11 protein-coding genes are annotated in these 12,458 nt (G+C 61.5%); 1 reads left to right on the plus strand and 10 read right to left on the minus strand.

All coding sequences use genetic code 11. The features are described from left to right. Positions 1–124 precede the first annotated feature (124 nt). Positions 125–622, minus strand: a complete 498-nt coding sequence (locus WC026_RS13955) for a peroxiredoxin (protein ID WP_372711616.1) — start codon at positions 620–622, stop codon at positions 125–127. 48 nt (positions 623–670) lie between these two features. Continuing rightward, positions 671–1,519: a protein-disulfide reductase DsbD domain-containing protein gene (locus WC026_RS13960; protein WP_372711617.1), complete on the minus strand. Its 849-nt coding sequence runs from the start codon at positions 1,517–1,519 to the stop codon at positions 671–673. A gap of 153 nt (positions 1,520–1,672) precedes the next feature. On the opposite strand from WC026_RS13960, the gene WC026_RS13965 reads away from it, so the two are divergent. Further along, a complete protein-coding gene (locus WC026_RS13965) occupies positions 1,673–2,290 on the plus strand; it encodes a YqgE/AlgH family protein (protein WP_372711618.1) in 618 nt (205 codons plus the stop codon). A 6-nt stretch (positions 2,291–2,296) separates the two neighbouring features. On the opposite strand, the gene WC026_RS13970 is transcribed toward WC026_RS13965, so the two are convergent. The 8 genes from WC026_RS13970 to WC026_RS14005 form a co-directional block, all read right to left on the minus strand. Next, positions 2,297–6,019: an EAL domain-containing protein gene (locus WC026_RS13970; RefSeq protein ID WP_372711619.1), complete on the minus strand. Its 3,723-nt coding sequence runs from the start codon at positions 6,017–6,019 to the stop codon at positions 2,297–2,299. Then, positions 6,019–6,633, minus strand: coding sequence for a GNAT family N-acetyltransferase (locus WC026_RS13975; protein WP_372711620.1), 615 nt, complete (start codon positions 6,631–6,633; stop codon positions 6,019–6,021). The genes WC026_RS13970 and WC026_RS13975 overlap by 1 nt, the downstream gene beginning before the upstream one ends. A 7-nt stretch (positions 6,634–6,640) precedes the next feature. Further along, on the minus strand, positions 6,641–7,942 hold the full coding sequence (locus WC026_RS13980) for a M16 family metallopeptidase (RefSeq protein ID WP_372711621.1): 1,302 nt from the start codon (positions 7,940–7,942) through the stop codon (positions 6,641–6,643). Beyond that, on the minus strand, positions 7,939–9,339 hold the full coding sequence (gene thrC / locus WC026_RS13985; RefSeq protein ID WP_372711622.1) for a threonine synthase: 1,401 nt from the start codon (positions 9,337–9,339) through the stop codon (positions 7,939–7,941). Before thrC ends, WC026_RS13980 begins: the two co-directional genes overlap by 4 nt. 116 nt (positions 9,340–9,455) lie before the next feature. Then, positions 9,456–10,241: an SURF1 family protein gene (locus tag WC026_RS13990; RefSeq protein WP_372711623.1), complete on the minus strand. Its 786-nt coding sequence runs from the start codon at positions 10,239–10,241 to the stop codon at positions 9,456–9,458. Positions 10,242–10,243: 2 nt separating this feature from the next. Beyond that, positions 10,244–10,549, minus strand: coding sequence for a DUF983 domain-containing protein (locus WC026_RS13995; protein WP_372711624.1), 306 nt, complete (start codon positions 10,547–10,549; stop codon positions 10,244–10,246). Between the two features lie 220 nt (positions 10,550–10,769). After that, positions 10,770–11,708 carry a cytochrome c oxidase subunit 3 gene (locus tag WC026_RS14000; RefSeq protein WP_372711625.1) on the minus strand — a complete coding sequence of 313 codons (939 nt, stop codon included), beginning with the start codon at positions 11,706–11,708 and terminating at the stop codon, positions 10,770–10,772. Positions 11,709–11,843: 135 nt separating this feature from the next. Beyond that, the gene (locus WC026_RS14005) at positions 11,844–12,440 is read right to left on the minus strand and encodes a cytochrome c oxidase assembly protein (RefSeq protein ID WP_372711626.1); all 597 of its coding nucleotides are present in this window, start codon (positions 12,438–12,440) and stop codon (positions 11,844–11,846) included. Between the last annotated feature and the right edge of the window lie 18 nt (positions 12,441–12,458).

Below are 12,458 nucleotides of genomic sequence, written 5' to 3' on the forward strand. Positions count from 1 at the left end.
CTCGATCTTTGTTTTGCCGTGCTTCTTATCGGAAAACCGGTTCCCACTTTTCCGGAAGCACTCGATCTTTGTTTTGCCGTGCTTCTTATCGGAAAACCGGTTCCCACTTTTCCGGAAGCACTCTCTAGAGCGAGCGATCGATCATCGAGCACAGGTTCTCCGCGCTCGACTTTTCGGCGACCGGCGGACTGTCCTCGATATTCAAGACTTTGACGACGCCGTTATCGACGAGCATGGCGTAGCGCTTCGAACGCAGCCCGAGTCCGAAGCCCGAAAGATCGATTTCGAGGCCTATGGCCTTGGCGAAATCGCCGGAGCCGTCCGCCAACATTTCAATTTTACCCGAAGCGCCGGTATCTTTCGCCCAGTTGGTCAGCACGAAGACATCGTTGACGGCGGTGCATACTATCGCATCGATGCCTTTCGCTTTGAGTTCATCAACGCGACCGACGAAGCCCGGCATGTGCTTGTTCGAGCAGGTGGGTGTATAGGCGCCCGGCACCGCGAACAGCGCGACTTTCTTGCCCGCGAAGACTTCGCTGACTGTCTTAGGCTTCGGACCATCCGGACCCATCACCGTAAATTTCGCATCAGGCAGCGTGTCGCCAACTTTGATCGCCATTCATTCCTCTTGTCTTGATTGCCGCGATGAACTCGTGCGGACCCATGCCTATTTCAGCGTGATCGTCGTCTCGGACTGACCCTTGCCGTCGACCATCGTGACGGTCAGCGGTTTCCCTTTGAGGTTCTTGATGTCGACGTCGTCCGACAGATCGACCTCAAAGACGGCTTTTCCAGACTCGTTCGCGACGCGCTTCGGTAATGGCACGTAAATGCCGCCCGGCGCCACGACGAAGGCATCGACCTTGTCCGGAAACGCTGTTTCGACATTCAACACAAGCTTAGGCTTCGGCGATGATTCAACGAAGTGCCATGTGTCGAGCTTCGGATCGACGCCCGAACGCGGATTCTTTTGGGGAACGCGGGCCAACGTGTCGGTCAGTTCGGCGGAGGCGCCGACGTTCGGCGGAATGACGACCTTTAAATCGGCTTCCGCCGGAATGCAGATATCCTTGCATAGGCCGTACTCAATCTTGCCGTGAAGGATGACCGGCTTCGTCGCATCCTTCGGAATGAGGCGGACCGGGAAAATCACTCCGCCCTTGTAACCGACGGCATCGCCAGTCTTGTCGCTCAGCCTGTGAGGCGCGGGATAGAGAACATCGGCCGATGCCAAATTCTCGGACGCCTGCCAATCGAAGTCGGGCGGAACGCCGCCAGCATCGCCGGGCGCGCGCCAGTATGTTTTCCAGCCTTCCGGCATCGCGACTTCGACGCCGGCATAGAGCCCGGTCTCGCCGTCGCGAACGGCTTGCCCAGCCACCAGGCGCGCCTGGTTATCGAAACCCTTAACCCAATCCGACGCCACGGATGCGGCGGGTTCGCTCAGCGCTGCTGCCGCGTTCAGAGACAGGCATGCGAAAGCCATACCGATCGTCAGTCGCAGATTTCCGTTCACAAGCGATCACCTTTCGCGGCAAGCGGCTGCGGGCATCCGGCCGCCTTCCCTTTTCAATATATGGCCCAAAAGCCCGCGCTGTTACATAGGTAGTCATTTTATTGCTTTCCGACCATCTTCACGCCGCCTTCCTTCCGGATTACTTTGGCTGTCATGAAGTCCGTACGCCAGAGGGGCCTCATCGAAGGCTCCGACATCAAGCTCGAGGGGCAACTTCTTATTGCCATGCCGGCGATGTCCGACCGCCGGTTCCAGCGCTCGGTCATTTACATGTGCGCGCATTCGTCCGAGGGCGCGATGGGCTTGGTTATCAACCAGCGGGCCAATCACATCACCGCTCCCGATCTGCTCGAGAAGCTTGGCATCTCACCGCGCAATCGCGACGAGGAGATCACGAGCGAGGTTTTGTCGCTGTCCATTCAGGTCGGTGGTCCCGTCGAAACCGGGCGCGGGTTCGTGCTTCACAGCTCGGATTACTTTTCTGAAGATTCAACGCTCGCGATCGAGAATGATGTCTGCCTTACCGCTACGATCGATATCCTGAAAGCGATTGCGCAGGGGAATGGTCCGGCGCGCGCGCTGCTTGCGCTCGGCTATGCCGGCTGGTCACCCGGCCAGCTCGAAACCGAAATCCAGGCCAACGGCTGGCTGCATTGCCCCGCCGATCCCGATCTGATTTTCGATGACGATCTCGACAACAAATATTCGCGAGCCCTCGCGAAAATCGGGATCGATCTGTCGCATCTCGTCAGCGACGCCGGACACGCCTGAGCCGGCTCACCCCTTCGAGGCGATCTTCTGCTCATTCCTCGGAGTCGCGCCGGTATCCGGCTCGCCTGTCGAGGACGCATTGCCCGCAAGACGCGCAAGGCTTGCCGCGATCGAGGGTGGCAACGTCGAGAAATCGGGCTGCGAGGGTGACACGTTGACCGGAGGAGGAGGCGGCGGCGGCGGTGGCGGCGGCGCTTCAGTGCGTCTCGGCTGCTGCGGCTCGCTCGGCGGCGCGGACGCCATGCCATTGGCCGGGGAACGTTGCGGAGCAGGTCTCGCGGTCGTCGGATCGGACGCCGTCGCGCGCGCCAATGCTTCCGACAACGGCGCTAAGATTGCCTGACGCGGCGCTGCGGCTGGGGCCTGCTCGGCCGGACGGAACGGCGGCGCGACGGGCGCGGCGTGTCCGTTTGCTGGAGCGCGCGGTTTTTGCGGGGGCGCCGTCATGCGCTCCATGGTTTGCAGCAATTCCGGCGGCAATGAGGGCGCTGCGGCTGGCGGCAACGGCGGACCGGAACTCGCGACCGCGACACGCAACGCATCGGCAGGTTTCTTCGATGGCGCGCCGGGTATGCTCGCGCTTGGGATTGGGCTTGGACTTGCGCCATTGACCGCCGTCTTCGGATCGGGTTTGTGCCGGTGCCGCACAACCGATCCGGCGGGCAGCGCCGCAGCCTTCGCAGCGCCTTGGGGCAACGCGGTCGTCGCCTCCCCATTAGCAACTGATTTCGCAATGGCTGCCACCGGGCGGCCCGCTTGTGCCGCGACCGTCTTCGCAGCGCTCTTGAACTTCGGCCGGAAGAAGCCGCGCGGCTGCATCTTGCGCTCTGAACGGCGCACCATCTTCAAGAGCTGCGCGACGGCGCGTTCGGGGATCGGCTCACCGAAATGGTAGCCTTGCGCGTATTCGCAACCGATTGAGCGCAGGAACGTCGCTTCATCCGCGCGCTCGACACCTTCGGCGACGACAGTCTTGGAAAGCTCGTGCGCCAGCGCCACCATCGAACGCATGATCGCGGCTCCGTTCGCGGTACCGCTGCCGCGCACCAGCCCGCGACAGACCTTAATGGTGTCGAACGGGAAACGGTTCAGGTAGGCAAGAGACGAGTATCCGGTTCCGAATTCGTCCAGCGAGAGTTCGGCGCCCGAGCCGCGAAGCACCTTCAGCACCTCGATGGCTTGCTCCGGATTGCCCATCACAAGATTTTCGGCGATCTCCAGGCGCAACGTGCCCGGCGGGACGATGCTGCGTCCGAGGATGTGGCGGATTTCCTGGATCGATTCCGGCTTGAATATCTGCGGGCTCGAGATGTTGACGGTCACGAACAGCGGCCGCTCGGGACGCGGCAGCTCCGCCAGCCAGCGCGCGGCGTCTTTCGCGGCCCGCAGCAGAAGGTAAGCGCTGACCTTGACCATCGCGCCCGGCTCGTTTGCCTCGTCGATGAGCGATGCCGGATTGACGAGGCCGAGTTTCGGATGCTCCCAGCGCGCGAAAGCCTCGAAGCCCGCAAGCTCTTTCGTCGGCAGATAAACGATCGGCTGATAGACGACCTTCAGCTGGCCTTTTTCAATCGCCTTGGCGAGTTCGGCGGCGATGGTGGGTTCACGGTCGCGCCGCATCGAGGCGTCAAACACTTCGATGCGATCGGCACCACTGCGCTTGGCGCGATACATCGCGAGTTCGGCATCCTTCAGCAGATCGCCTTCGGCGGCCTGGTTCTCGTCCCAGGCGGCGATACCTATGGAGCCCGTCAGGATGACTTCCTGGTTGGCGAGGGGGATCGGCGCACGCAGCGAGCGGCGCACGCGCTCGGCAAGCGCCGGAAGGTTGCGCGCTTCACGCTCGCCGACGAATAGCATCGCGAACTGATCGCCGCCGACCCTTGCGACGGTGTCGTGCGGACCGAGGTGGCGTTGCAAGCGGCGCGCGACGGTCAGAAGCAGGCTATCGCCGCGCACGAGGCCGAACGACGAATTGATGCTCTTGAATTTGTCCAGATCGATAAAGATCACGGCGGGGCGAATGCCGCCCTCGGTCTTGGCGCGAACGACCGCGCCCTTCAGCCGATCCAAAAACAGCTCGCGATTGGGAAGGCCCGTCAAACTGCAATTAACTGCATCGTGGAGCAGCCGCTCGTGGGCGCGCTTCATGTCGGAGACGTCGCGCAGCAGGCCGACGCAACGAAGCGTCCGGCCATCGGAATTCGGAACGCTCGCGGCCTCAAGTTCGAACCAGCGCCAGCTATTGTCGGAATGGCGGAGGCGGAAGTCCGTTCTGATGCGGACGCCGGAACGTTCCTGCGCCGACATCATCATGACGCGAAAGCGCTCTTTGTCGGTCGGATGGACGTGGCGCAGAAAGTCCTCGACCTTTGTCGATAGTTCACCGGGCATCAGCGAAAGGGCGATTTCGACCTCGGGGCTGACCTTGATCTCGTCACGGCGGATGTTCCATTCCCAGACCGTCGAGCCGGACGCCGCGAGCGCGAGAGACCGGCCCTGAAGCTCGGTCGGCGCACCGGCGTATGCCGCATCGGACGATCTGAAGGCGTACTGCGTGACGGTGAAGCCCATCAGAATCACGACCAGCACGAGGCCCGCGATCAGGCTTGAGACGACGACGTCGCCCGACATACGGCCGCTGAGCGTCATTCCGGTCGCCAGGATCCAGACGAGCAGCAACAGCCATGTCGGCACGAGCGATAGTGCGCGATCCTGACCTTTGAGCGCCAGGAAAAGCGTGAACATTCCGCCGACGACGCCGATCATCAGGAACGACAAGCGCGCAAACGTTGCGGCAAGGCGCGGGTCGATGACGGCGACGGCGATGAGCGTCAGCTGCGCCACCATCCACACGCCGATCATCATGCGCACCATTCCGTGCCAAAGCCCGAGGCGAAGGAATGTCGACAGGAAGATCACGAAGCTCGACGCCATCGCGGCTTCGCCGGCGGCGCGATAGACCGCGTTGTCCTCGGGGCGCAAATTGAACAGCTTGTGAAAGAAACCGAAGTCGACGCACAGGTAACTTAGCACGCTCCAGGAGACGAGCGCCGCGGCCGGAAAGATCAGCTTGTGGTTGGCGGCGAAAATCGCGGTCAGGAAGATTGCAAGCAGGCCCGTCAGGCCAAGCATCGCGCCGTTGAAAAGCTGGCGGTCGCGGCTTTTGATTTCGTAGTCGATCGGCTTCCAAAGGTGGAGGCGCGAGAAGTGCTCGCCCGCAAGCTCGGCAACATAGGTAATCGTCTGTCCCGGCTCGAGCGTTATGCGGAAGACGTCCGCCTTGTCGCTCTTGATGCGCTCCGGCACGAAGCCGACGGACGGCGTGACGCTTTCGATGCGGCGGGCATCGAGATCGGGCCAGACGGTCCCCGATCCGACGATGGAATAACGATCGGCCGCGAGCAGGCGCTCAAGCGATTTGTCGGTTTTGTTGGTGAGCGCAAAGACCATCCAGTTCGGGCTGGTTCCGGGAACGGAGGCGCGAACCGTCATGCGACCCGACACGCCGTCCTGTCCGGCCGACGTCTCGACTTGCAGGCTATCGCCGCGGCCTTCGTAGGCTTCGCCGAGATTGGTGATTTCGATGCGATCCTGATCGTCCTGAATCGGAATCGGGGTCAGCGCGACGGCGTGGCCCGCGAGGCCGAGAGTCCAGAGAATTGCAACGGCCAGCACTGCGAGCCATGACAATTCCGGATTTTCTTTCCCCCGTCCCCCCTTGCGCATTACGTCCCTCCACCCTGGTGTGGAACCTCGGACAAAGTCGCGCCGGCAACGCGCGCGTAGAGAATATGATCTTCCCAGCGCCCGTTGATCTTCAGGTACGAGCGGGCGATGCCCTCGCGCTCAAAGCCGCACACCTCGAGCACGCGAATGGAGGCGGCGTTGTTCAGCATCGACGCGGCTTCGATACGGTGCAGGCGAAGCGCTCCGAATGCGACGGGCAAAAGCGTCGACACCGCTTCGCGCATGTATCCGCGACCCGCATACGTCACGCCCATCCAGTAGCCGAGAGAGGCCGTCTGCGCCGAGCCGCGCCGCACGTTGGACAGCGTCATGCCACCGACAAGCGCTCCTGACGACGTATCGAAAATGAAATAGGGGTAGGAGGAATCCTCGCGCACGTCTTTCGCGTAGGCGCGTAGGCGCCGGCGATACATGCCGTGGGACAGATCGTCTTGCGCCCAGGACGGCTCCCAGGGCGTCAGATGGCTGCGGCTCCGCGCCCGAAGCTCGGCCCATTCCGCGTAGTCACCGGCCGCAGGCTGCCGAAGGAGCATCGCACGGCCGCGTATGATCTCGAAATCTTCTTCCGGACGGGTTGAGCGGAGAAAAGCCACGGTGTCCTCACCTCGATCCCTGGCTGATCATAGTGTCGGCGCCGGCCGGGTTGAACAAGGCGGCAACGCGTGTGGCCTGAGCCGCCGACTTCTTACCCGAACCGATCACAACAACGGAGGCCGCCTCGCCGCGCAAGCGGGCCGCAAAGTCCTTGATGCGATGGTGGTCGACCGCCTCGACTTCAGCGATCAATTCCGAAATTGCGACGAAGCGATCCTGGGCCAGAAGTTGCCGCGCCATCTGCTCCGCATTCACAGACGAACTTTCGAGCGCCATCAGAAGCCCGGCCTTCAACTGCGCCTTGGAGCGCAACAACTCTGCGTCGGTAGGACCGGCGTCCGCCAGCGAAGCAAGCTCGTCGGCGACCACGGCTGCGAGCTCGTCGACCATTTCCGGCCCCGTTGCTGCATGAACGGCCAGCATTCCGGTGTCTTTAACTCCCCAAACCGTCGAGTAGATCGAATAGCAAAGGCCTCGATCTTCGCGGATTTCCTGAAACAGACGAGAAGACATTCCTCCACCGAACAGGCCGGAAAAGACCTGAGCAGTGTAAAACGCAGGTTCGAGGCATGATGGCGACGGCAGGCCAATCAGAACGTGGCTCTGTTCAAACGGCTTGGCCGAAGCTGTCGATCCACCCCGATAGCGCGCTACCGATTCAGTTCCACGACGGCGCTGAGTGAGCCCCCCGAATAGGGCCTCAACGTGGCGGACGATCTCGTCGTGGTGGACAGCGCCTGCGGCTGAAACCACAATTGCATCAGGGAGATAATGTTCGTCGAGATAGCCTCGGAGATCGGCGGCGCGAAATCGGCCAACGCTCGCCTTGGTTCCGAGAATGGGGCGGCCAATCGCCTGAGCAGGGAAGGCCTCGCTTTGCATCAGGTCGAATATAATGTCGTCGGGGCTGTCGTCGGTCGAGGCGATTTCCTGCTGGATGACGACGCGCTCGCGGTCGAGGTCTTCGGGCGCAAACTTCGAGTTGAGCAGGATATCAGCGATCAATTCGAGCGCGACGCCCTCGTCGCCCTTCAGCACGCGCGCATAATAAGCGGTGGTGTCGAGACCCGTCGCTGCGTTGAGATCGCCGCCGACGCTTTCGATCGCCTCGGCGATCATGCGCGCCGAACGGGATTTCGTACCCTTGAACGCCATGTGCTCGAGGAAATGCGACAGGCCGTGCTGGTCGTCGCGCTCGTGACGAGAGCCGACCGCAACCCAGACGCCAAGCGATACCGTTTCCAGATTGGGCATTCGGTGCGTCGCGACGCGGATGCCGTTCGCAAGCGTCGTCAACTCGGTGGTCATTGAGGTGTTCCCGTTGCCACGCGGCAATGATTCAAGACGAAATTTTGCACGGAGGAAAGACTGTTCGGCAGGATATCAAACTTTTCGGCATCGGTCATAAGATGCGCCTGATGCGCCGGCAAAGCCGGCCGCGCGCCCGTGATGGCTTCGATTGCATCCGGAAATTTGGCGGGATGCGCCGTCGAGAGAATGACCGTCTTGCCTCTTGGTGCAACGCGCTCCGCCGCCACGAACGCGCACGCGGTGTGCGGATCGAGAACATAGCCATACGCAGCTTTCGTCCGGCGGATCGCATCTGAGACGTCGGCTTCCGATGCCGATACCGCCGCGAAGTCCTCCTTGAGGCGCGGGCCTATGCGGCCAAGCTCGAAACGTCCCGTGGCGATCAGCGAGGTCATCGAGCTGCGAACGAGATCGGCATCGCGGTCGGATGCCTCGAAGAGATAGCGCTCGAAATTCGACGAGATCTGAATGTCCATCGAGGGCGAGGTCGTGGCGACGACGTCCTGCATCGCATAGACGCCCGTTGCGACGGCACGCGGCAGGATGTCGTTCTCGTTCGATGCAATGATGAGTTTGTCGATGGGCAGGCCCATGCGCTTGGCGACGTAGCTCGCGAAAATGTCGCCGAAGTTGCCGGTTGGTACGGAAAACGACAACGGCTCGCCGGTCCCGATGCGTGACGCCGCCCAGAAATAGTATGTCACCTGCGCGACGATCCGCGCCCAATTGATCGAGTTGACGCCGGAAAGCTCAACGCCATCGCGAAACGCATGATCGTTGAACATCGCTTTGACGAGCGCCTGGCAGTCGTCGAACGTGCCTTCGATCGCGACGGCGTGAACGTTCGGTTCGGTCGGCGTCGTCATCATCCGGCGCTGGACGTCGGACACGCGTCCCTTGGGAAACAGGATCACGACGTCGACGCGCTTCGAGGACCGGAATGCCTCGATTGCGGCGCCGCCGGTATCGCCCGACGTCGCGCCAACGATTGTCGCGCGCGCGTTCCGCTTTTCGAGCACGTGATCCATGAGGCGCGCGAGGAGTTGCATCGCAACGTCCTTGAAGGCGAGCGTCGGGCCGTGGAACAATTCGAGGATCGTCAGGCCGGGTCTGATTTCGACGAGCGGCGTCACCTCGGGCGTGTCGAAGGTTGCGTAGGCGTCGGATGCCATGCGCCGCAGCTCATCGCGCGAGATCTCGTCGCCCGTGAAGGGATGAATGACGTCGACCGCGATCTCGACGAACGGCTTCTCGCGAAACGATGCGATCGTGTCAGGCGTCAGCGTTGGCCAGACTTCGGGGACGTAAAGACCGCCGTCGCGCGCCAATCCCGCGAGCAGGACGTCTTCAAATCCGAGCGCTTCCGCCCCGCCCCGCGTAGAAATGTATTTCAATGATGCGATCTCACAGCCGACGTGTTGAGGAGCCTTGCCAAACTAGTGGTCTCGATGGTGCGGAACAAGGCATGACCCTGTCCGTCACCCGAATTCCCGGTCATTCAGCCCGGTCATTAAGAGTGTCGGGGGTCGTTTTCCAGCGCTTTCAGGCGTTGGCGGGCAAATACCGCGAAGATGCAGAGCAGCGTCAGGGCCAGGCCGTACCACGTCACCACATATTGCAAATGTGAATTGGGGATATTGATCAGCGTCGTCCCGCCCTTCGGCCAGCCGCCCGGGTTTTCAGGCAAGGGGTCGGTATCGATCGAAAACGGCGCATAGGCCTGTTGGTTTTCGACCGAGAACAGGAGCGGCGACGGTTGACCCTGCGCTCCCCAGCGCATGGCGTCGACGTCGCGCCAGAACCATTGATTTGCGGCGTAGTTGTTATCCGGCGTGAACCAGCCCTTGTGCTCGGGCAGGCGAACGAGGCCCGTGATCGTCACCGGTCCCTGGAGCTGGCCTTCAGTCCGTTTCGAGGGGTCCTTGAGAGTATCGGGAACCCAGCCGCGATTGACGAACACGGGCGGCAGTCCGCCCTCGGGCTTCAGCGGTGTGTAGACGTGCCAGCCCTGGCTTTCGGCTTCGGGCGCGTAGAGATGGCGCTCCTGGCTGTGGTCGAAGGTGCCTGTGACGCGGACGTGCAGATATTCAACGTCGCCGTCCTTGACATACTTGGCGAGCGCGGCGGGATAAGAGACCGGCTCGGCCGTTCGCCGTGTGTCGATCTTTGCAATCAGGTCTTCCTTCCACGCCTTGCGATGCCACTGCCAGTTGCCGAGGCCAATCAGCACGGGCAGCAAAGCGAGCGTCAGAAGCGACGGCAGAATGAGACCAGCGGCACGCCAGCGCGCAAACATCTTCACTCCTTGGCGATGCGACCTTCCTCGGCCTTATTGCTAAACTGCAGGGCGATCAAGATCGCCTTTAGGAAGCGCAGCAGGAAGACAGTGAAGACCGGCGTCAGGATACCCCAGAGCACGATATGCATCCACCAGGGAACGCCGAATTTGAACTCGGCGATCAGCGCTCCACCGACGCAAAGAACGCCGAGAATGAAAATTCCGAAAACGGCCGGGCCATCGCCGGTGTCGACGAATTTGTAATCCAGACCGCACGCGTCGCACTTGTCGCGCATGGCGAGCGGATTGAGAGGACCCAAAAACAACGGCCCTTTGCCGCAGCGCGGGCAAGCGCATTTCAGCCCTGAAAGGAACGGGGACGGCGATGTGCTTGAGCTGGACACCAAGGACCTCGATGTTTCTTCTGCTGCCGAGCGGCGCGAGCGTGCGAACTCGGTTTTGACGGAGTACCCGAAACGCAAGAGGCGGCTCCGGGGCCGCCTCTTACAGTATCATGTTGTCCACTTCGACCGATGAAATCGAGGCCTATTCGGCTCCCGGCACGGTCGGACCTGCGCCCCAGACATAAATGCAGGCGAACAGGAACAGCCAGATGACGTCGACGAAGTGCCAATACCAAGCCGCAGCCTCGAACCCGAAGTGCTGCTTTGGCGTGAAAGCGCCTCTGATTGCACGGACCAGGCAGACGAACAGGAAGATCGTGCCCATGATCACGTGCGCGCCGTGGAAGCCGGTCGCCATGAAGAACGTCGAACCGTAGCTGTGGCCAGCGAAGCTGAAGCCGGCATGGCTGTATTCGATCGCCTGGCAGATCGTGAACGTGATGCCCAGGAGCACCGTCAGAAGGAGGCCGATCACGAGACCGCGACGGTCATTCTTCAGCAGCGAGTGATGCGCCCACGTCACCGTGCAGCCCGAGGTCAACAGGATGAGCGTGTTGACCAGCGGCAAGCCCCAAGGATTGAACGTGTGCTTGAAGTATCCGGGAATTGCAGCAGCCGTCTCGGCAACAGCTGCCGGCGGCCATTTTCCGCCGTAGAGCTCGTCGCGCGAGGTCAGGCCGACAAGATGTCCGGCGTTGTTCATCAATTCATGGACGCCGGCGGGGAACAGGGCGCTGTCGAAGTAGGCCCAGAACCAGGCGACGAAGAACATGGCCTCCGAGGCGATGAACATGATCATGCCGTAGCGGAGGTGAAGCTGCACGACCGGCGTCTGATAGCCTTCGTTGGCTTCGCGGATGATGTCGAGCCACCACGCCCATGCCGTCGCAACGAGCGCGGTGAAGCCGATCGCGAACAGGTACCAACCTTTGATGCCGAGCACGCCTTCGCCGTCGACGTGCGTGCGCATCCAGGCAATGGCGCCGATCGCGGTGATCAACGCCGCAGCGGACGCGACGAGCGGCCAAGGACTGGGATTTACCAGATGATAGTCGTGATGTTTCACATGCGTATCTGCCATTTCGGTCTCCGTCGTCCCCGTTCGCGCTCCCGGATCGAACTCTGATCTGCTGGGCTTGCGCCCATGAGGTCAATTTTCGATCGCGTTTCTTTTCCTATTTCGCTTCGCTGTCAGTCGTGTTGAGTTTGCTTTTTGCTATCCGCCCGATTTCGCAGGTTGAGCGGCGTTTTGCGCCGTCGCGTGCTCGACTGGATAGAAGATGTAGGACAAGGTCACTTCCGACAAAATTTTGGTGTCGCTGTCGTCGACCATTTTCGGATCGACGAAGAACGTCACCGGCATTTCGACGGTCTCGTGCGGCTTCAAAGTTTGCTCGGTGAAGCAGAAGCACGCGAGCTTGTTGAAATAGATGCCCATGACCTCGGGCGTCACGTTGAACGCCGCCTGCCCGGTCACCGGCTTGTCGGAAAGATTGGTCACCCGGAAATACGCCATCGAGGTCTCGCCGAGCTTCACGTCCATCTTGTTGACGTCAGGCTCGAACTTCCAGGCGAGATGCGGCGCGATATTGCTGTCGAAGCGCACGGTGATTGTGCGGTCGAGGATCTTGTCGCTATGCGCCTCGGCGCGTTGCGTGGTGCCGCCGTAACCCGTCAGGCTGCAGAACATGCGATAGAGCGTCGGGGAATAGGCGGTTATCCCGCCCATGACGGCGAGCGCGGTCAGGCAGCCGAAAACAACCGTGCGGTTGTTCCTCGAAGCTTTGCTGGAAATTTTGCTGCCGGGCTGCACGTTTCGGGCTTTCTCGCG

The organism is Hyphomicrobium sp., from assembly GCF_041674905.1.
Classification (GTDB): Bacteria; Pseudomonadota; Alphaproteobacteria; order Rhizobiales; family Hyphomicrobiaceae; genus Hyphomicrobium_B.